At 28.6% G+C, this 23,586-nt stretch carries 13 protein-coding genes, 2 tRNA genes and 1 other annotated feature; of the genes, 5 read left to right on the forward strand and 10 right to left on the reverse strand.

Annotated features, from left to right (window positions below; translation table 11 throughout):
* The first annotated feature begins 2,072 nt into the window (after positions 1-2,072).
* Positions 2,073-3,089 carry a hydrolase gene (locus GFV14_RS02330; protein WP_457914682.1) on the forward strand — a complete coding sequence of 339 codons (1,017 nt, stop codon included), beginning with the start codon at positions 2,073-2,075 and terminating at the stop codon, positions 3,087-3,089.
* 1,843 nt (positions 3,090-4,932) lie between these two features.
* On the opposite strand, the gene crp is transcribed toward GFV14_RS02330, so the two are convergent.
* From crp to sspA, 10 genes are all read right to left on the reverse strand, one after another.
* Positions 4,933-5,565 (reverse strand): cAMP-activated global transcriptional regulator CRP, encoded by a 633-nt coding sequence (gene crp, locus GFV14_RS02335; RefSeq protein ID WP_457914071.1) that lies wholly within the window; start codon positions 5,563-5,565, stop codon positions 4,933-4,935.
* A 1,911-nt stretch (positions 5,566-7,476) separates the two neighbouring features.
* Entirely contained in the window at positions 7,477-8,088 is a 612-nt protein-coding gene (gene hisIE / locus GFV14_RS02340; protein WP_457914072.1) for a bifunctional phosphoribosyl-AMP cyclohydrolase/phosphoribosyl-ATP diphosphatase HisIE, read from the reverse strand.
* Positions 8,082-8,858 (reverse strand): imidazole glycerol phosphate synthase subunit HisF, encoded by a 777-nt coding sequence (hisF, locus tag GFV14_RS02345; protein WP_457914073.1) that lies wholly within the window; start codon positions 8,856-8,858, stop codon positions 8,082-8,084. Before hisF ends, hisIE begins: the two co-directional genes overlap by 7 nt.
* Positions 8,840-9,577 carry a 1-(5-phosphoribosyl)-5-[(5-phosphoribosylamino)methylideneamino]imidazole-4-carboxamide isomerase gene (gene hisA / locus GFV14_RS02350; protein ID WP_457914074.1) on the reverse strand — a complete coding sequence of 246 codons (738 nt, stop codon included), beginning with the start codon at positions 9,575-9,577 and terminating at the stop codon, positions 8,840-8,842. Before hisA ends, hisF begins: the two co-directional genes overlap by 19 nt.
* 5 nt (positions 9,578-9,582) lie before the next feature.
* Positions 9,583-10,176, reverse strand: a complete 594-nt coding sequence (gene hisH, locus GFV14_RS02355) for an imidazole glycerol phosphate synthase subunit HisH (RefSeq protein WP_457914075.1) — start codon at positions 10,174-10,176, stop codon at positions 9,583-9,585.
* Complete coding sequence (gene hisB / locus GFV14_RS02360) at positions 10,176-11,243, reverse strand: bifunctional histidinol-phosphatase/imidazoleglycerol-phosphate dehydratase HisB (protein ID WP_457914076.1); 1,068 nt, start codon at positions 11,241-11,243, stop codon at positions 10,176-10,178. Before hisB ends, hisH begins: the two co-directional genes overlap by 1 nt.
* Positions 11,244-11,264: 21 nt before the next feature.
* Positions 11,265-12,335 carry a histidinol-phosphate transaminase gene (hisC, locus tag GFV14_RS02365; protein ID WP_457914077.1) on the reverse strand — a complete coding sequence of 357 codons (1,071 nt, stop codon included), beginning with the start codon at positions 12,333-12,335 and terminating at the stop codon, positions 11,265-11,267.
* 16 nt (positions 12,336-12,351) lie between these two features.
* Positions 12,352-13,656, reverse strand: coding sequence for a histidinol dehydrogenase (hisD, locus tag GFV14_RS02370; RefSeq protein WP_457914078.1), 1,305 nt, complete (start codon positions 13,654-13,656; stop codon positions 12,352-12,354).
* A gap of 3 nt (positions 13,657-13,659) precedes the next feature.
* Positions 13,660-14,559, reverse strand: coding sequence for an ATP phosphoribosyltransferase (gene hisG, locus GFV14_RS02375; RefSeq protein ID WP_457914079.1), 900 nt, complete (start codon positions 14,557-14,559; stop codon positions 13,660-13,662).
* A 43-nt stretch (positions 14,560-14,602) separates the two neighbouring features.
* Positions 14,603-14,731, reverse strand: a sequence feature (His leader region).
* A 2,024-nt stretch (positions 14,732-16,755) separates the two neighbouring features.
* The gene (gene sspA / locus GFV14_RS02380; RefSeq protein ID WP_457914080.1) at positions 16,756-17,391 is read right to left on the reverse strand and encodes a stringent starvation protein SspA; all 636 of its coding nucleotides are present in this window, start codon (positions 17,389-17,391) and stop codon (positions 16,756-16,758) included.
* 1,567 nt (positions 17,392-18,958) lie between these two features.
* Here sspA and uvrC point away from each other — a divergent pair.
* The 4 genes from uvrC (at position 18,959) to GFV14_RS02400 (ending at position 21,819) form a co-directional block, all read left to right on the forward strand.
* The gene (uvrC, locus tag GFV14_RS02385) at positions 18,959-20,791 is read left to right on the forward strand and encodes an excinuclease ABC subunit UvrC (protein ID WP_457914081.1); all 1,833 of its coding nucleotides are present in this window, start codon (positions 18,959-18,961) and stop codon (positions 20,789-20,791) included.
* Positions 20,792-20,848: 57 nt separating this feature from the next.
* Positions 20,849-21,397, forward strand: a complete 549-nt coding sequence (gene pgsA, locus GFV14_RS02390; RefSeq protein WP_457914683.1) for a CDP-diacylglycerol--glycerol-3-phosphate 3-phosphatidyltransferase — start codon at positions 20,849-20,851, stop codon at positions 21,395-21,397.
* A 252-nt stretch (positions 21,398-21,649) separates the two neighbouring features.
* A tRNA-Cys gene (locus GFV14_RS02395) sits at positions 21,650-21,720 on the forward strand.
* Positions 21,721-21,730: 10 nt separating this feature from the next.
* A tRNA-Leu gene (locus tag GFV14_RS02400) sits at positions 21,731-21,819 on the forward strand.
* The last annotated feature ends 1,767 nt before the right edge of the window (positions 21,820-23,586 follow it).

Consider the following 23,586-nt stretch of genomic DNA (forward strand, 5'->3'; position numbering starts at 1 on the left):
GATATATCTGATTAAAATATGATTTCCTTAAAAAGATTTTAAAATAAAAAACACATTGTGGTAAATCTTTACTTTTTATCTAATGAATCGTAATAATAAAAATTAGATAAAAACGTATTGATAACTTGTATTCTACAGAATAATCAATAATGTACGTAAAATTATTTTAGAACATGATACGATCATACAATTAACTTCTTATGAATAAACATATAATGTATTATACGCAATTTATAAGATCATAAAATACTATACACTTAGTATTTACAATTTACAACCCTTTCCTCAAGAAAGAAATTGTTTAACGTATATTTTTATAAAAAAAGATGATAATAATTAAAAATTTATGATGATCATATAAATACGTCTTTAATTTCCAATTCTTACATTAATTATTCAGATAGTACGAAAAAAATAACTACTGAGTCATTCTTAATTGCTTTAATATTTTAGTATTTATAAAATTATTTGCATGTACCTATATTGACTAATCAATACTAAAGATTAACGTTATCTTTATTGGAAAACTTTATAATCAAAAACACAGATTCAATAGTTCACACTATAACTCTATATGTCAGTATATAAAATTTTTACATAAAAAAACCTACAAGGCAATTAGTCCTATTTTAATATAAGTTTTAATTGATTCTGTCATATTACTACTCATGAACATTTGTAAAAATTTATTTAGATCAATTTTCGAGAAAATTTTTAATTAGTTTGAATATATACATATAAAATCAGTTGTTAGATTATATCTATATTTGAATTTATTTAATTTAATTTATATTCACTGATATATATTTTATTGAAGAATATTTATAAAAAATATTGTTTATATGGTAAAAGTGTTCTTAAAAACTATATTTTAGTATGATGATCAATGTCTACTTTAGTAATAAATATTTATCTAGATTAGGCATTAAAAGCATAATCTTTTCTAATTTTTTTAAAATTTAGTATCATAGTAAAATTGTGAAAATAACGTAATAACATGATTAAAATTTAGACAGTCTTCATTTAATCTCACTTGTTATTACTGCTTGAAAATATATTATATATATACACTATTTTATTTAAATTCAATAAAAAGAAACATGCGATTACAATGTTGAATATAGTGAAATAAATACTACATAAAAATAAAATCTCCTTTGTAATTATGCCTGCTTTAGATTCAGTAAAATTTTTTTACTAACTCTAAATAAATAAGCGACACACAAAAATGTTAATAATCCTATTAATAAGTTAGAAATAAATTATGTAAAAAGAATAAAGAAAATAACTAATCAAAAATCCTTAGATTATCTAAATAAATACTGTATATAAATTCACGAAAATATTTATAATATTTGTCACACTAATTAAGTACATTAATATTGCATAAATACAGTTTAACTTTATACATCTTTTATCCAGATCATTAATAATTTAAACTAAAAACATTCAAAAACTATTTTTATAATTTTATATTCCTTAACAGAAATATGATTCTATTTTTATGGAAAATTGATTACTGTATCTGTTTTATTTAACTACAATACATATTTTTCTACTTATATTATTATTGCTTTTACCATATAAAGTATAAAACATAAGAACACAAGTGAAAATCTTACAAAGTAATACTCAATAATAACGAAATGCTACAACAAATCCTAAATTTTCAATACTAAACGTAAAAAATATTGTTATTAAAAAAAGAACAAAACGAATACATAAAGGTATAAAATAAAAATCTAGATTAATTTTCTATTGATTTTATGAATTTTATCACGGTCATTCTTATTTAAGATCAGAGATTTTCATCAAACTAAGAAGTATACTGCTTCAGAATCTCAATAAAAATAACTATAAATACAAATAAGAACAGACAAATAATTTCATTTCTAACGCAAATAATATTTAGTATTATACTTGGTAATATAGCTAAAAACACTCTATTTTTACTAAAACTGCTGTAAAAAATCAGTTTTAAAAGTCAATAAACCTTAATATGTTTGCTTGGCTAACAAAATAATTACAGTATGTTCTATGCTATATAAGACATGACTAAATTAAATAATGCTATGTCAAAAAATTTTTATCCAATTCATTGGGCTAAAAATCCACACCTTCAAACATTATTGCCAAGAATTTTTCGACGGACACCGACAATAAAACCTATTTGGCAACGACTCGAGTTGCCTGACGGCGACTTTATTGATCTTGCGTGGAGTGAAAATCCTGAAAAAGAACAGGCTTTCGATAAGTCACGTTTAGTGATTTTTCACGGGTTAGAGGGAGGCTTTCAAAGCCCCTATGCACACGGTATGCTTAAAAGTGCTCAACAAAATGGGTGGCTAGGTGTAATTATGCACTTTAGAGGATGCAGTGGTGAACCAAATCGCCAAAAACGTATCTATCATTCAGGTGAAACCAGTGATGCACGCTATTTTTTCCATTGGCTAAAACAAAAATTAGGAAATAATCCAACCGCTGCTGTTGGATATTCTCTTGGTGGAAATATGTTAGCCTGCTATTTAGCTGAAAGTGGTAAGGATGCATATATCGATGCTGGAGTTATTGTATCAGCACCATTAATGCTTGAACCTTGTTCAATGCGTATTGATAAGGGATTTTCACAATTTTATCAACGTTATTTACTTAATAAATTAAAGCGAAATGCAACTCGAAAATTAATACGATATCCTGGCTCACTACCACTTACTTTATTACAACTCAAACAAGTAAAGCACATTCGTGAATTTGATGATGTTATTACTTCTAGAATTTATGGCTTTGAAAATGCGATAGATTATTACCAAAAATGTAGTGCTTTACCAAGATTACCTCGCATTACTAAACCTACGTTAATTATTCACGCTAAAGATGATCCTTTTATGACACCTGAAGTTGTACCTGATGTCACACATTTACCTCCGAATATTGAATATCAAATAACTGAACATGGTGGACATGTCGGCTTTGTTAGCGGATCATTTAGAAATCCTGTAATGTGGTTAGAACAACGTATCCCAGAATGGCTAACCACTTATTTAGATAAAAAAACTCATGCTTATTCTGTGAAAACACTTGATACTTAAGAGGTTAAAAGTTTGATAGAGATGTGTATTTAAACTAAAAAATCAACGATAAAATATATAAAAATTTTTAAGAAAAAGTTAAGAAATTACAATACTAATTCGTTTTACTAAAAAACTATATTATTCTCTTTAGAATTTTATGAATCTCTTGATTTTACATCTAAAAATCATTACACTGATACATTTGTTTACTAGTTATTTTTTAATGACAATAAATAGAAAATATAAAAAGTACTTTATTTTGATAAATATTTAACAATTGAAGTGATTAACTTTTCTAGTTTGTATATACCTCAATCAATTAGAGATTTTTAACATTTTTATTACTGGTATATTCATTCATCCGCTAAAAAAAGACATTATATTAGAGATAAATATATCTCACTATTTATAAAAATATTAAATTTTAAATTATCCGCTTTTTTGTCTAAAAATAATAATGTGTCATTATTCAAGTTCATTAAAAATTTTTCTAAACGTAATAATTATGTTTATCTTATCAAGATTATAAAGATGGGAAAAAATAATATGAGTCGAGAAATATTTTAACAAACTAATACTTTGTTACTTAGTAAGTAAAACATTTCAATTAACAAAAAATAGATATATATAAAGTATTTTTGCATTCCTATATATTTAAAAAACTCATTACTTATTTAACGTACTGCTCAATAATTATCATAGAACAGTACGTATAAATTTATCACTTGGCATTTTTGTAATGATGCATTTAAAAACAATTAAGAGCCTATTCAGTATTTCTGTTAAACAATAAGATAATAAATACTAATAAGCTTAATTAAGGCTTTAAGTATGTTAATACCTATTCTAATTCTGTTATATCCGATACTGCTTTTACAGTTAACCAACGTGATTTTCGAGTCCTAAATGTTTGAGGTTCTATTAAAAATATAGTATGTATAATATTTCATTATTTTAAAAATTTCTTCAAACACATCATAAATCTTATACAAAATATTGAAATCATATTCAAATTATCTACTATAATAAAGTCCTCAATAATACAAGTGATGTTTTTCTACAGACTTAAAGCCATAATAGATATCGCGTTTATCTATGAAATAAAATATTTTTACTAAAATTACATCTAATATATATACGTATCTACATAATCCAGAATTATAACTTTTAATAATGCATATCCGTATTTTTCACTTCTCTGGCATCCATCATCACGAAAAGAGTGTTAGAATTTTGACGACTGCCAATAACAATCTTAACAATCCCTTTCTTATTTTTTTAAAATTGTTTTCTTGTGACGAATAGTATTTGTTGAAAAGAATTTTAAATAGTCATTAACTATAATTTCGCCGGAAACATAAACAGAATTCATTTTAGATGATTCATTTATTGTTTAATATACAACAGTGAAACATAAAAGATTTAATACATATTAAATTCCTACTGACGCTAGTTATTTTAACTTTTGAACAAAAAAACTTAAAAACATTTCAATATTCTTTCACTCATGTCATTATTGTAAACTCTAATCATTTCGATAAAAATATTAAAAAATTAATTGTATATCAAAAATATTCTTCAAAATTTTAAAGAAAAAATTTCTTATTAAGAATCTTCAATATCAAACAATACTCTTTGACTAGACTGTTTTGTACAATAAGATAATATATTAAACTAATTAATATACACATAAAAATTCTACAAAAATTGACGTTATGGTTTTAATTAAAATATTTTATGTGTCAATAAAAAACTGTTTGACTAAATTACCAATACAAAAACTATATTATTAATTAAAACATATTTATTGAAACCAATTATAACCCTGAAAAAACTAAAAATCTTAATTGAATATATTAGATTAGCGAGTGCCATATACTACAATAGTTTTACCATGTGCGGAAATTAACTTTTGATCTTCTAACATTTTTAAAATACGCCCTACTGTTTCACGTGAACAACCAACGATTTGTCCAATTTCTTGGCGAGTAATTTTGATTTGCATACCATCAGGATGTGTTATTGCATCGGGTTGTTTTGCTAAATTAAGCAGCGTTTGTGCAATACGTCCTGTCACATCAAGGAAGGCAAAATTAGCAACTTTTTCTGATGTCATTTGCAACCGATTAGCCATTTGCGCAGAAAGTCGCATAAGAATATCAGATTTAATTTCAATAAGTTGACGGAATTTTTTATAAAAAATCTCAGCAACTTCGCAGGAACTTTTTGCTCTAACCCACGCTGAACGCTCTTGCCCCTCTTCAAACAACCCCAGTTCACCAATAAAGTCACCCTGATTTAAATAGGAAAGAATTATCTCTTTTCCTTCTTGATCTTTAATGAAGACAGCTACAGAGCCTTTAACTATATAATAAAGAGTTTCTGATTTTTCACCCTGATGAATCAGTGTACTTTTAGATGGATATTTATGAATATGGCAGTGTGACAAAAACCATTCAAGAGTAGGGTCTGTTTGTGGCTTGCCGAGAACCATTAGCATTATCCTCTATGTATTAGTGTAATCTTTCGGTTTTTGATAATTACAAGTCTATTTATAAAAATTATAAACTTAGCATATGCATCTGCATTATACATTAAGTGTACTTTAAATTGTATAGACATTAATCGGACCTTGTTTTTAGCTGATATGGTTTATCTATATAAACTTAATTATTTTATTTTAGTTTAGTTTATATCTAACAAAAAGTGATTTTTGATACAGAGTAAGTAAATATAAACATTATAATATAATAATCAATTGACAGCTAGAGTATTGATATTATCATTGATTAAATAGAATTTGTTTCTAACATAAGACAATTTAAAATATTACTTTTATTTATCAGTGTCCGTAATTAAGATAGTGTTTTGGTATAGTCTGAATATTAGACTATCATACAATCTAATATATTTTAAAAAAAAATAACATAGTTACAGAATAATAACTGTGTTCTCTAAACCAAATAAAAATATTTTTTGAAAATTTGTATTTATTATTTATAAATAACGCGAGATTTTAAAATAAATTATTTTTCATGCGATAATAAAATATATAAAATAATTAAATCTGTTAAAGAACTCTTTTAAAAGAGTCAAATGAAAATTTTGAAGTAAAAAGAAAGAGTCATTTTAGAGATCAAGTGCAAGTCTTAATGAAATTTATATAATAGCTGTAGAAAATTACAATATTATTACTTTAATTTCTAGAATAAAGCATCTTAAATATTTTTTAAAATTCTTTAGATAATGAATATAATATTCACAAACTGAACACGATATTCAAAATACGTCATATAATTTTTCAAGATGTTTTAAAATTTTTTTTAATTAACGAAAAATATATTTAACGACTAAGTAATTATTAATATTATTTAAAATATAAACTTCATGTTATTATAGCGCTGCTAATAATGGCACTTAGTATATCATATAGATTATCTATAAATTTTTAGCTATATATCGATAATTATCGACTAATTAGTAAATCTATACCATAATGACAGTAATCTTTGTTCAAGATAAAGATATTTAAGTACTCTTTTATCTGCGATATTATTAGCTATAGTCACTGTCGTTACATGAAATTAATCTTAAGTATCTACTAAGATAATATTATTTCATACCGGAAATCTTGTTCTTACCTGATCGTATTTTAAAACAAGAAATCGATATTCATAATATTTTCTTCATTCACAACGAAGAAAAATTTATGTTAACTATTTTAGCTATTTTTACGTAGAACTCAGTAGTTATCATTAACTATATTTTAACACTTTTACTAATAAAAATAAATTTTTCTAAAAAATTTTCTATTTTAAAAGTTTACTCAAAGTAGTATGCATTGTCTTTTAGCAAAAAATTACTACGAATATTATTATATCAAAACTAACTTTATAAATATATAGCTACATGCACAGCTTTGTATATAGACTTTTTAATAACACATACGTTACGTCTCACAAACAAAATAATTATTCCATCTATTGGAATATTTCTTGTCTAATGTAACCACTGTAGACATTTCTAGCACTGAGAAGATATATAAAATAGTAAGATTTACAAAAAGATTTTTCATCATCTTTTACAGATGTGCAAAAATTATACTACTAATCAATACTAATAAAGATATTATTAAATAGACACAGAGATTATTTTTAAAAATTAACCCAGACTTGATCTGACAAATATGTATATGCAGATATTTGTCAAATCAAATCTAAAACAAATAAACATCTAAGAATATAGATATAATCTTATACTTATAAAAAATACAGATGCCTATACCTGTTGTTATACTTCAAATTTTTTTAAGCTAAGTGAGCAGTTGAAGCATAATGTTTGATCATATGTATTTCAACTGACTTATCATCTTTAGCCTTTTGTTATCATAGAAGCAGCTAAAATATTATTGATGACGAATTTTGAGACGTTGAATAATTTTACTTAAATCTAACTGTTGATCTTGTAATAATACCAGTAAATGATAAACCAAATCAGCGGCTTCATTAGTTAACTCTTCTCGATCATTAACAGTAGCAGCTAATGCAGTCTCAACACCTTCTTCACCGACTTTTTGTGCAATGCGTTTAGTTCCACTTGCATAAAGACGCGCAGTATAAGAATTTGTAGTATCTGCCATTTTACGTGACTTGAGTAAAGTTTCAAGTTCAAATAAAAAACCCCAATGACTTTGAGCCGGAGAAAAACAGCTTGCTGTGCCATTATGACAAGTTAAACCAACAGGTTGAACTAATGCTAATAAAGTGTCATTATCACAGTCAGGATAAATGTCAACAAGATTAAGAAAATTTCCTGACATCTCTCCTTTTGTCCATAAACGTTGTTTAGTTCTAGAATAAAAAGTGACTTTTCGACTTTCTAAAGTTACTTTTAAAGCTTCTTGATTCATATAGCCTAGCATCAACACATCACCAGAAGTAGCATGTTGCACAATAACAGGCATAAGTTCATTAACTTTTTGCCATGTGAGTTGGTTAAATTGTTCTATTGTTAACATACTCTAATTTGAACTCCATTCTTTTCAAGATATTGTTTTAATTTATAAATATTGATTACTTTCTTATGAAATACAGAAGCTGCTAATGCGCCATCAACATTGGTCTCAGTAAATGCATCAAGGAAATGCACCCGTTCACCAGCACCACCAGAAGCGATTAAAGGAACTTGACAAACTTCCCGTATTTCTTTTAGTTGTACTAAATCATACCCTTGACGTACACCATCTTGATTCATCATATTTAAAACAATTTCACCAGTACCTAGTTTTTGTACTACTTTTACCCAATCTAAAGTTTTCCACTGAGTTTGGGTGATGCGTTTTTCGTCACCGGTGAATTGATAAACCAAATAGTTTTTTGTTAATTTATCAAACCAACTATCGATACCAACTACGATACATTGCACACCAAAACGCTCTGCAAGACGGCTAATTAATGTTGGATCTACAAGTGCTGGTGAGTTAATGGATATTTTGTCAGCACCAAATGATAAGATTTGCGCGGCTTCTGTAATGCTTTGAATACCACCTGCAACACAGAAAGGAATATCAATAACTTCAGCAACTTTAGAGACCCAACTTTTATCAACTAAACGACCATCAGATGAAGCATTAATATCATAAAAAACCAGCTCATCAGCTCCTTCTTTAGCATAACGTCGAGCGAGTGGAACAATATCACCAACAATTTCATGATTGCGAAATTGTATGCCTTTTACCACTTTCCCATCACGAACATCTAAACAAGGTATTATACGTTTTGCCAACATTTAACCGCCTCCACAACAGTAAATTTACTTTCAAGTAAAGCTCGCCCTACAATAACTCCTACAGCTCCAGAGGAAGAAATAGCTACTATATCATTTAACGAACCAATACCGCCAGATGCTTGAAATTCTATTGTAGGGTATTTTTGGCTAATTTCTTGATATAAATTAATATTTGCACCAGATAAAGTTGCATCCCTTGAAATATCTGTGCACACTACATGTTTTAACCCATAAGGCTGGTACATATCAATAACTTGCTCCAATGATAAATTAGAATTTTCTTGCCATCCACTAATTGCAATTTCTTTAATATTTTGTTTATTGATATGTACATCTAGCGCTAACACAATAACATCACTACCATAACGCTTAAACCAAGATTTTACTAGTTCAGGTTGTTTGATCGCAATAGAACTGATTACCACACGAGCAGCATTTGATTGTAAAAGCGTTTTAATGTCCTCTTCAGTTCGAATGCCTCCACCGACTTGAATTGGAATAGAAACGCTCGATAATAATTTTTCAAGTAGGAGAATTTGTCGTTTTTTTGGATCTTTTGCACCCGCTAAATCAATAAGATGTAATAATTTTGCACCTTGTTGTTCATATTGTTGCAAACAACTTAAAGGATTATTTTCATAAGCTATCTTTTTAGCGTAATTCCCTTGATATAAGCGAACAACGTTACCATCAATTAAATCTAATGCAGGAATAATCATATTATTTACATCTCCAAAAAATTCTGAATCAGACGAGAACCAGCAGCACCTGAACGTTCAGGATGAAATTGAACACCATAGAAGTTTTTTTGATTTACAGCACTGCTTAATACATTACCATATTGTGTTTTAGCAATCGTATTAACTGAAATAGGCATTGAGTAACTATGCACAAAATAAAAATAAGTACCATCACGAATATCTTTAAATAGAGGATTATCTGCTAGAAATTGTACCTGATTCCATCCACTATGTGGAATAGGTAAACCTTTAGTTTCTATTTTTTGTACTGGACTATCAATTAATCCAAGTAAAGGGACAGGTATGTTTCCTTCTTCACTAAAACTGCCCATTAATTGCATACCCAAACATATTCCTAAAACAGGCTGTTTCAATATCTTAATTAAAGACACGAGTTCACGTTCATGAAGTTTTTTCATAGCTGCGCTAGCAGTACCAACACCCGGCAAAAAAACTTTATCTGCTTGCAAAATAGTTTTTATGTTACGGCTAATTTCTGGAGTATAGCATAAACGTTTTATAGCATAAGCAACAGAGGCTAAATTTGCACAACCCGTATCAAGAATTACTATATTCATTATAAAATTCCTTTTGAACTTGGGAGCATATCCCCTTCAACTCTAATAGCTTGACGTAACGTACGACCAAACACCTTGAATAAACTTTCTATTTTATGATGATCATTTTTTCCCTTAGTTTTAAGGTGTAGAGTGCAACCCATAGCATAAGAGAAAGAACTAAAAAAATGCTCAATCATTTCAGTACTGAGATTTCCAACAGTTTGATATTTAAATGCAGCTTTATATTCAAGATAAGGTCTACCCGAAATATCTAATACGCAAGATGCTTGGCAATCATCCATAGGTAGCACAAATCCAAAACGCGAAATGCCACGTTTATCGCCAAGAGCGATTTGTAACGCTTTCCCAAGTGCTAAGGCTGTATCTTCTACTGAATGATGATCATCAATAAATAAATCTCCTTTAACTTCGATGTGGAAACATAACCCACCATGTATCGCAATTTGATCCAGCATATGATCAAAGAAGCCAATTCCGGTATTAATTTTACTATTACCTTCTCTGTCCAACCAAACTTCTACTTGAATATTAGTTTCTTTGGTAATGCGTTCAACCAGTGCATGTCGATCACGTTTAATCAATTTTTTAGTAAGAGCATTCCAATTTAATAATTCAGAACTATAGTGTAACCCTTTAATACCCATATTTTCAGCAAATTGAAGGTCCGTGACTCGATCACCAATGACGTAACTATTAACTTTGTCTAATTGACCCTCTTTAAGATAATGTTGAACAAGTGCTAATTTAGGTTTACGACAATCGCAGTTATCTGAAGGTTTATGAGGGCAAATTAACACCCTATCAAAGTGCACGCCTTGTGACTTAAATATCTGCATCATGAAATTATGCGGCTGTTCAAAACTAGATTTTGGGAAACTTTCTGTTCCTAACCCATCTTGATTAGTCACCATAACTAAATGATAATGAGCTTTTTGTAATGCTAATAAGCTTGGAATAACATCTTTTTCAAAAAATAATTTGTTTAAACTATCAATCTGAAAATCTTTAGGTGACTCAGTAATTACTGTACCATCACGGTCAATAAAAAGTATTTTTTGGCTCATGAATGTTTCCTATGCTCAGGTTTAACAAAGTGCTTTAATAGCTTCAATAACACGAAGATTTTCTGTTTCAGTACCGATAGTAATACGTAAGCAATGACTTAGCCCCACTTGCTTATGTTGATCACGAAGAATAATTCCTTGATCCCAAAGAGTTGTAAATACTTTTCTGCTATTAAAAAAACGTACTAAAATATAGTTAGTTTCACTTGGAAAAATTTTTTCTATAATAGATAACTTACTTAATGCTCTTGATAGTAAAGTACGATTCTTAGTAATAGTAGCAATGCGACTTTTCATAATTGTAATACCATCCAGATTTAATGCTTGAGAAGCAATTTTTGCAACAGGTGTTGATAATGGATACGGAGCAATCACCTTTAATAAAAGATCGATAACATCTGTGGAAGCTAACGTAAAGCCACAGCGCAATCCTGCAAGTGCAAATGCTTTAGATAAAGTTCTCAATACAACAAGATTAGGATAATTTTTCAACCAGCTAGTTACACTATATTCAGGACAAAATTCAATATATGCTTCATCAATAACAACTAACGCAGAATTAGTTGTCATTTCTAAAATTTCGGTAAGATCTTTTGTATTAAAAACATTGCCAGTTGGATTGTTTGGATTACAAATATAAATGAGTTTAGTGTTTGATAGATTTTTACGAATTGCTTTTACATCTAAAGACCAATCAGAAAATAGTGTAATTTTTTTCTGTTCAACACCAAAGGTTTCAGCACTGACGCTGTACATACCATAAGTCGGTGGGAAAAACATTATAGCATCTTTACCAGGCTCACAAAATGCACGAATCAGTAGCTCAATAGATTCATCAGCACCACGGCACGTCAAAACTTGTTCGGGCAATAGTTTAGCATAAGCTGCATAATTAAGAACAACATTAGTTGGTTGACAGTCTGGATAACGATTCAGATTATGTTCGTTAAACTGATATTCAGGAGCGATCGGATATTCATTAGCATTAAGCCAAACATCACCTTCCCCTCCTAATCGACGAGCAGACATATATGGAGTCATTTTTTTAACATTTTTACGTGCAAGACTAACAACATTAAAAGCTTGGCTCATGGGCTCACTCCTAAATTTATTTTTTTATTTCAGTGACACGTAATGTAACGGCATTTTTGTGAGCTGTTAAACTTTCAGCTTCTGCTAATGTTTCAATAGTTGTTGCGAGTTCAAGCAAACCTTCTTTAGAAAGTTTCTGGATAGTCATGCGCTTCATAAAATCTATCAGACTAAGACTTGAATATGTTGAAGTGTAACCATAAGTTGGTAATACATGATTAGTGCCAGATGCGTAATCCCCAGCTGACTCTGGTGACCAATCACCAATAAAAACAGAGCCAGCATTCGTAATATTATCAATGAGCTCATCTGCATCACGTGTTTGCAAAAGCAAATGTTCAGGACCATAACGATTACTAATTTTCACACATTGATTAATAGATTCTGCAATTATTATTCGGCTTGAATGCAGAGCTTTTTTTACGATATCAGCACGAGATAACTCTATGATCTGTATAGCTGTTTCATTAATTACTCGTTGCGCAAATTCTTGATCATCTGTTAGTAAAATAACTTGCGAATCAGAACCATGTTCAGCTTGCGATAATAAATCAGCAGCCACAAATACTGGATTTGCTAAGCGATCAGCTATTACAAGCACTTCTGATGGACCTGCTGGCATGTCAATTACTGTTCCCTGATGACTTTGACTGACTTGACGTTTTGCTTCAGTTACATAGATATTACCTGGTCCAAAAATTTTACCTATCGCAGGAATACTTTCTGTACCAAATGCCATAGCAGCAATAGCTTGTGCACCACCAACTTGAAAAATATCAGTAATACCGCACAATTTTGCTGTATACAATATTTCAGGTGCAATCGGAGGGGGAGAACATAAAATAATTTGTTTACAACCTGCTATATTAGCGGGTATTCCTAACATCATTACTGTTGATAGTAATGGCGCAGACCCCCCTGGAATATATAAGCCTATAGCGTCTATAGGACGAGTTACTTGCCAACAAATTACACCAGGTTGTGTCTCAACACGGATAACGGCAGGTTTTTGAGCCTCATGAAAACGACGTATGTTCCCCATTGCTGTTTTTATCGCTATTTTAATACTATCACTAATACAACACTCTGCAGCGTCAATAGCAGTTCTTTCAACTTGAAGAGTTGAAAGAACTGCTTGATCAAAACGATAATTCAATTCAAGTAGCGCGCTATCACCTTCTAACTTAATTTTCTCAATAATTTTTTTTACTTCTATTGCAACTTTATCTGAAGCTGAAATTACAGGACGAGTCAGTAAAAATTTTTTCTGAGCAGCACTACATGTTTCCCAAATAATTGGTTGATTAAATTTTATTTTCATTTGTTACTCCATAATTTTTTCAATTGGTAAAACTAAAATGGAGCTTGCGCCTAAGGCTTTAAGTTTTTCCATTGTTTCCCAGCACAACGTTTCACTACTGACCATATGAAGTACACTGCGCTGTTTATCACCTAACAACGATAAAACAGTAGGTCTTTCTGCGCCTGGTAACAATGCAACAATCTGTTCTAAATATTCATCTGGTGCGTGAAGCATAATGTATTTAGATGCACGTGCTTGGATAACACCTTGTATTCGTGTCATTATACGATTGATAAGATTTTGTTTATCACTGGAAATTTCACCATCACGTTGAATTAAAGAGGCTTTTGATCGATAAATCACTTCAACTTCTTTTAATCCATTAGCTTCGAGAGTTGCTCCCGTTGAAACAAGGTCGCAAATTGCATCAGCTAGTCCAGCACTTGGTGCAACTTCTACTGATCCATTTAATAAACAATATTCAAACTGCAAGCCTTTTTCATGGAAAAATTTTTTTAACAAATAAGGATAAGAAGTAGCAATACGTGAACCATTTAAACATTCTGCACCAGAATAATGAAAATCAACTGGTGTAGCTAGGGATAAACGACAACCACCAAAATCAAGACGACATAATGTTTTATAAGAAGGATTAGTACCTTGTTCTTGACGATTTAATAATTCTTCTTCTAGAACATTATCACCGATAATTCCTAAATCAACAACACCATCTATTAATAATCCTGGAATATCGTCATCACGTACGCGGAGAAAATCGATAGACATATTGTCTGCATAAGCCATCAATCTTTGTTGTTGTAAATTAATTTTTATGCCACAACGAGCTAATAATTCACTTGATTCATCACTAAGACGACCAGATTTTTGAATCGCAATTCTTAACCTTGATTGATCTAACATAATTTTACCTACTTATTTATTCTATATTATTTCTTTGATTAATAATAAAAAACCCTCGGAAGATATTCTTCCGAGGGTTTTTTATTATTTCGTATTTTAGCCACCGGAAGAATCGTTGAACGTATTCCAGCACACATCACCCAAATGCTACTCAGGATGATGATGGTAGTAGTGATAATTGTGTGCAATATCAGTCATAATAACTTTCATTTTTTAATACTATTAATTTATTCTAAATTCATTAATAAGCAATCTATCTGATTATTGCACCATAATGCAACTCTTTTTTAAAAAACAAAATAATAAGATAATGAAATTTTATGGTAATTAATTGTTTAATTTACTGGTACTCGGAAGATAGTTACTTGAATCAATTTTTGAAATTTGTTTAAAATTACATATAATAGTTTATATTAAAAAAGCAGAATAAATAATTCATTTATTGAAATTCATAGTCATTAACTATGAAATAAAGTGTACTAAATATATAATTGAAATGTATTATTAAAACATATTAATCTATATATATTTTAATAGCTAACAATATGATGGCACAAAAGTGAAAGTTAAACCATGACATCTTAATTAAATGTTATACTCAGACGGTATATAAAACTCTCCGTAAATTTATTCTTATGTATACAAGATATTAAGTTATGTGTTAATAAAATATTTAATAAATGAAATAGTCAAAGTATTAAGTTAATTTAACAAAACATTAACGACTTCTGTAAAATTGAGATGTAGAAGAAAATTTCTAGTTACAAAGTTACACTAAACTATTAATTTCTAAAGTTTAATTATTCCATAAAAATAAAAACATTAGAATAAAAAGTTTAAACGAATATGAGTATTATGTAATTAATTAAATATCTATCATTTTAATATATCTTATCAATGTGATAATAATATATAATAGTGTAATTATTAAGCAATATTTCAAAAATTAAACTACAATACTTTGTAATAAAACACTACAAATCTCATGTCATTTAATCTATCTAAAATCTTTATACATCTCCGTGTATTCTAACAAACTCTGCACAAAATAATAATACGCTCCAGTACTGCATCTAGAAGTAGTTACTATATATCACTATTTGATAATTTTAAAATAAGAAATCTTAAAGTAGAAATTATCCTTTCATACAGATCTTTAAAAATCATTTTACCAGTCAAGATTTAAATGAGATAAAATAACATTACTTTTATAATTATGAATGCGAAAACGTTAAGAATATAAATCAAACTAACGTAAAACTATAATCTCGATAAAAATTTAGATACGACAAAAAATATAATACTAGATATTGTAAACTTACTCCATATGATTGACATCATTACAAGAAATTTTAAAAACAAAAAACGTAAATAGCTTTGAATCTATACAGCAACAATAACTTTTAGTTATAAACAACGAATAAATATTTTTGTTATATAAATTGATAATCTTACAGATTAGTTTTCTAGTATCGTATACTAACACTATGAAAAAATCACAAAATACGATGAATCGATACTTTCATATAATTACTAAGTATTAATTTACATAAGAGTCATCAGAGCATGAAAGTTCTATAAAATATTTGAAATACCCGTCTTGAGTGTTTTAACTTAGAAAGTTATAATTATTTTTTCTGTTTTTCAAAATCAATCTTGCATAAATTCTTACACTCTTCAACCTATATGTGTTCAATAAACAAGGATACAAAAGATTTACTATTATTAATGTATAATATAAGATTTCTTTTAACAATACTAAAAGAAATTCTGCTACCTTACATTATACAATAGTCATTACCTAACTCAGAACGCATAAACTAATCTTTCGTATGCGTAGCATAATCTTTATCTACTTCCCGCTTACTAGAATTTTTTTATTTATAGTTTTAGACCGAATATCATACAAACTCTATGTGTAACAATGAATAATCAAGATAGCTTTTATCGCTACATTTAGCAAGGTGTTTCACCAAGATTTATTTTAATTAAACTTAATCAGTCTTCATTATGTTATATTTAATATCATTTCAAGATGACGCAAAATTTACTACAACCATTACGATTAGACGCGGTAATATAAATAAATACATTCAAGGTTATGTTTGAATATCAGAGAATAATCATTTTACTCAAAACGTCATAAATAATTACTCTAATGGATCATTTTACTCATTCTTTTTGTTATACATAACATTATGCAGATAAACGCATTTCACGTTCTAACTCAGTTAGTGAAGCTAAAAATGCATCACGTTCAAAAACACGTTGCATATACATTTGCATATGTTTACTACTTGATGGTGTTAATACAATACCTAGTACTGGTAAGCGCCACAAAAGTGGCGCTAAGTAGCAATCTACTAAGCTAAATTCTTCACTCATAAAGAAAGACATTTCCGCAAACACTAAGGAAACTGCCATTAATTCTTCAGTAAGTTTCCGTCCTGCGTTGTTAGCTTCTTGCACACTTCCCTTTTCAATTTTATACATCAGTGAATACCAGTCTTTTTTAATACGGTGTATTAATTGACGACTAGTACCACGCGCAACAGGGTAAACAGGCATTAATGGTGGATGCGGAAAACGTTCGTCAAGATACTCCATGATAATACATGGATCATACAGGGTAAGATCACGGTCAACAAGAGTTGGCACGCTTTGATATGGATTTAAATCAATCAGATCTTGAGGTAAATGACCCTGTTCAACATGTTCAATCTCAACGCTCACCCCTTTTTCAGCTAAAACAATACGTACTTGATGACTAAAAATATCAGTTTGTCCTGAAAATAATGTCATTATCGAACGTTTATTAGGAGCGACAGCCATTAGAACCTCCATATTGCACAAAAATAAATTAAACTATAATTAATATTGTACTAATTTTAAATGACTTATTTTAGAATCATGTATGTAAAAACCTTCACTCATTTTATGTTACAAATCAGTATAACGGTCTCGATAAATAAAGTAAGTAATAGTATAATAAAATACTTAGGTACTCTAACAGAGTTTTATACAATTGAGGACCATTAATCAAAAAATTATACATAATATTAGTTTAGATAAGTCATTTTTTAAAACAAATATTAGTCTTGATATTTTTATTATTAATAAGATAATGTTTAATACTATTCAGAACGTTTGTGACATAATATTTTATCATCTTTTTTTCTTCAAATGAAAAACAGCATTATAGTTGTAAGATCAATTAAAAAACATTTAAATAATTTATATTTTCCTAATTAGTAGATGAAAATAGACTAAGAAATTCTATATATGGGATTTTTGTGTACTGTTATGTATTTTTTTAAAATATATTACGAAAAGACATTTTCTCATCCCAGATTTACACAGCACTAATACCCGCATACAATCTTTAACTTTTGAAAAAAATCAAAATAGAGCTAAAATGTTGCAAAAGGAGTTGAAACAATTAGCTCTGTCCGTGCTACAGTAATCGAAAATTAATACTACATTGATAATCATCAACACACAAAAGATTAAAAACACATATATGACTCCTGGCACATTTATTGTAAAAGTAAAACTTCCCAACATGACATGACATGTTGAGGTTCATACTTAAATATTAGACTATAAATTTCAGTTACAACAAATAATCTTAAAAAAACACCTTAATCACTTTCAATCTAAACAATAAATTACTAATATGCGTAAAGAATATTCAAGAAGATAAAAATGATACAAATAAACAATTATGAATATATATGTTACATATTGATAATAATCTTTACTATAATAAACATAAGATACTCTATACATTTTATGTAATAATAAAGTATTATATTTTTAACACATAGATTATATTGCTTCAAAATATTAATACATATCGAAAAACTAATATAGATTTTCAATAACTGTATTTAATTTATTAATCTTTATTTAATTTTTTACTCTTTCACATAAATAATATTAAACAATCTCTTAAAATTATTAACGAAATAAAATTATTACTTACATCATACATGATTATCACGCATATTTACTAAAATTACTCAATATTAATATCTATGGTATTTTGAATACATAATAAAACAGAGAAATCACGAGATACAATACAAATACTAAATCTGTATTATAAAATAATCTTACTCCTTTACAATGCATTTTATAATTTTACAGTATATTAATCAATATAAAAAATAGAAGTATCTAGTATATATTAATAATGATTTATACATATATTTGAAATGATATTGTTAATACTCAAAGGGAAGAGTATGCAAAAATAACAAGATTATTATAGTTAAAATTAAAATACTATATATTTATTAATATTAAATATTTCGTAAATTTAGTAACCCTATACATACCAAATTACTTCATATCGTTGATATTATGAGTTAATTAAAATTAAATAGAGTTTATTATAGTGTCAGAACAATTTAAAGCAAAAACTTTTTTAAAAACAGTAACCAACCAACCTGGTGTCTATAGAATGTATGATTCTGAGGGAACTGTTATTTATGTTGGCAAAGCAAAAGATTTAAAAAAACGGTTATTCAGCTATTTTCAAGGGAACATTAATAACCATAAAACTGAAAAATTAATAAAAAACATTGCATCTATCGATGTAACTGTTACACAAATTGAAAGCGAAGCGCTCTTACTTGAACAAAACTACATTAAATTATATCAACCTCGTTATAATGTACTATTACGAGATGATAAATCTTATCCTTATATTTTATTAAGCCAGGCAACTCACCCGCGTCTTTCAATGCATCATGGTATTACAAAGATGAAAGGAGAATATTTTGGACCATTTCCTAATGCATACGCAGTAAAAGCAACATTAACTTTGATCCAAAAATTATTCCCTATTCGCCAATGTAATGACGCAGTTTATAATAATCGCTCTAAACCGTGCCTACAATATCAAATAAATCGATGCTTAGCACCTTGTGTGAAAGATATAGTCTCACATGAAGAATATGATCAACAAGTTAATTATGTACGTTTATTTCTGACTGGAAAAGATAATCAAGTATTAATAGGATTAATCAAACGTATGGAGAAGGCAAGTGAAAAATTGAATTTTGAGAAAGCTGAGTATTTTCGGAATCAAATCGAATCAGTACGTTCTATCACAAAACAACAGTATATTTCTAGTAATAGTCATGACCTCGATGTCATCAGTGTAGCATTTAAAGCGGGACTTGTTTGTATTCATATATTATATATTCGACAAGGGAAAATATTAGGAAGTCAAAGTTATTATCCTAACGTCCCTGAGCACTCTTTGCTTGAAGAAGTGATATATACTTTTCTCAATCAATTTTATTTGCAAGACAGGAAAAACCGAAAGTTACCTCATGAAATTTTATTAGACTTTATTATTGCTAAGAAAAAGTTATTAACTGATTCTCTGTATCAAATAGCAGGACGAAAAATTGATATTCAAACACAACCACGTGGAGCAAAAGCTTATTATTTAAAACTAGCTCATGCTAATGCTTCCACTGCTTTAATAACTAAACTTACACAGCAAACTACTGTTCATCAGCGCATCTCATCATTGGCTAATATTCTACACCGTGAATGGATATCACGTATAGAATGTTTTGATATCTCACACGCAATAGGAGAGCAACCGGTCGCGTCTTGTGTTGTTTTTAATAAAAGTGGACCAATAAAATCTGAATACCGACGCTATAATATAAAAGGACTTAGACCTGGTGATGATTATGCTGCAATACGTCAAGTACTAAATCGTCGTTATAATAAATATATTAATGAAAATAAAATACCTGATATTATTTTTATCGATGGTGGTAAAGAACACCTAAATATAGCAAAAAATGTTTTTGATTCTTTATCTGTTTCTTGGGACAAAAACCGACCATTATTGATCGGAGTGGCTAAAGGAAGTGATCGTAGAACAGGACTTGAAAGATTATTTTTTGAATCTGAAGGTAATGGACTAATTTTACCTTATGATTCAATAGCGTTACATCTCATTCAATATATTCGTGATGAAGCTTACAATTATACTCTTATAGGCCATCGACAGCGCCAAACTAAAGTGAAAAACACTAGCATATTAGAATCTATTAAGGGAGTTGGACCAAAACGTCGTCAAATATTACTAAAATATATGGGAGGATTACAATCTCTAAAAAATTCAAGTATAAAAGAAATGATAAAAATACCTTCTATTTCATACGTATTAGCAGAAAAGATTTATAATACATTGAAACAATAAATATATTAAGGCACCATATTCATAATATTAAATTCGTTCAAAAAATTACTAAGCATGATTAAAGCAAATATTCCTACATGCCTGACATTCTTTCGCGTTCTTTTAATACCGTTTTTTGTTCTAGCTTTTTATTTACCTCTCAACTTAGGTCTGTTCGTTAGCGCGCTTATTTTTATAATAGCAGCTATAACAGATTGGTTTGATGGATATTTAGCACGGTTGTGGAAGCAAACAACAAAGTTTGGAGCATTTCTTGACCCTGTTGCAGATAAGGTGATGGTGGCAACTGCTCTCGTGCTAGTTACAGAAAGTTTTGATATTTGGTATGTGACACTTCCTGCAGCAACGATGATTGCTAGAGAAATTATTGTTTCATGCCTCAGGGAATGGATGGCTGAAATAGGTAAAAGAAGTAATATAGCAGTTTCATGGATAGCTAAATTCAAAACAACAGCACAAATGATGTCTTTATTTGGCTTATTGTGGCGCCCCACTCCATTAATTGAAAACTTTTCCATCACATTATTATATCTTGCTGCTATCTTAACATTCTGGTCAATGTATGAGTACTTAAAAGCTGCATGGAATTATTTAAAAGAATCTTGATCGAAGAAATTAAAAATACAAAGTAACGTATCAATTATTTTAATAATTGTATTGACTCACAATATGAAAATAGTAAAATACAATATATCGAATAGGAATGATTACTACAATAAAAAATTAAATCAATCAGTTGAAAACTGAAATTTTAATAGCGAGCATTGTGTATTGAATCAAAAATCACTTCACTAATGCCACATCTACAACAATTTGACTATGATTTTCTAGTCTAAGTTCAATAAAAAGAGCGCATAAGGCGCGTTAGCAAAGCGGTTATGCTCCGGATTGCAAATCCGTATAGCCCGGTTCGACTCCGGGACGCGCCTACAACATTTAGCCCAGGTGGTGAAATCGGTAGACACAAGGGATTTAAAATCCCTCGGCTTGTAAGGGCTATGCGGGTTCAAGTCCCGCCCTGGGCACCATTTTATATAATCGTTTGATACGATCATGTAAAATATAAAGACTAAGCTTCAAATGATAAATGATCATTCAATAGACTCATTATGATAGTATAAATTTTATATAAGATAAATGCTGTACTAAAGCACTCGTTGTTCTACTATACTCGTAAACTAACACTAATAACGAATGGCAACTTTTATAATATGAAATGCACAAAATCCACACTGAACCAATATTTTACGCAATACCAAGAAATAAACTAATGATAATGTATGTAATATTAAAAACAATATTAACATTGATAACCTACTAAGAAAAATAAAAACTTAATCACGTTAAATACCTTTTAAAAAAGGTAAATATAACTTTGAAAGTAGCGATGTTACAGATTTTCATGATGATATGTAAGTAATTCTCTCGAGTCTCATTTTTAATGACATACAATTACATAACAAAAATAACTCACAAGAGTAACTGAATACACTCTTATATTACTGCTTATCTTCTAGTTATGAAAAAGTAAAAATCTATTAATTATCTTCTTCTGATTCTTTACGCAGTACTTAAAACTACGTTTCTCAGGGAGAGGAATAATTAAATCTTTATCGTCCTTCTTACTATAAAATCAAACTACTGATTTTACAATATTAATAGATTGTAATTCTACTATCGTAAATTATAAAAGACAATTTTAATAACCTGATACTCATGAAAATCACTTTATATTATCATTATTAGAATGCTTTACTATTTATCAACACTTAATATTAAACATAAGTACACCGAATTACCCCTTCAAAATTAATAATAATATAATAACTTATTACTGATTCAAAGTTTTAATTTATAATTTTTTTGATTCTTTATATTAGATCATAGTAATCATTTTATAACCGATACGAGTATGTATTCCTCATTATATTGAAAAATAAAAAATACTATTTCAATTTTATCAAAAGATAGTCTATAAAATGAAAATAATGTACTCAAATAAAAAAAATAAAAATACTAAAATAAACAGATATTTATGGTAATATAATCTAATTTAAAGACAACTAAATGCGTTTCTATAAAGAATTCAGCAGTATAAATTTTAATAAAGATTAAAGAGAAAGTGCCTCACAGTACTTTATAACACTCTAGAATGTTGAAGTCATACACATGTATTGAACATACCTTAACTGTATCTGTTGGAGTAATAAGCTATATCAATCTTAATGTAATACTTTAAAAAAGTAATTATCTTTTACAGATCAATACTTTCTTTATTTTTTAAACAATATTATTCGAGTCACTTTGAGCATCAAGAAGTTAATAATTATCAAAACTACCAAGTATTAGCACTAAAAATTTAACCTAACCCAAAATTCTCATAAGTAAGTTTAGCAAAATAGATAAATGTATTGCTTCTTTATTAGTATTGCAACGATCGGTGCAATATATAAATTACTAAAGCACGAACGAAACACCATCTAGCAGTGAACACTTTAATCTTTTCAAATCAAAACATAGCGTAAATTCTTAATAAAATCATTTAATATAATTGAATCAACTTAATATTCTGATGTGTCAAGACTAGTTAATATTAAGTTGATACTACTGTTATTTACATTTAGTAAATAAACTTCCTAAACTTTTGGAATATAATAGTTTTATATAACTATTTCCTTTCTGATAATAATTAGGGTTACGATGCCTAAAATCCATAATTCACACTGAATATTACACGTCTGTATATTAACAATTCATTCAATAAAAATAATCTGACTAAAAAATATCGTAAAAAA

Source organism: Candidatus Hartigia pinicola, assembly GCA_020541205.1.
GTDB classification, from domain to species: domain Bacteria; phylum Pseudomonadota; class Gammaproteobacteria; order Enterobacterales; family Enterobacteriaceae; genus Hartigia; species Hartigia pinicola.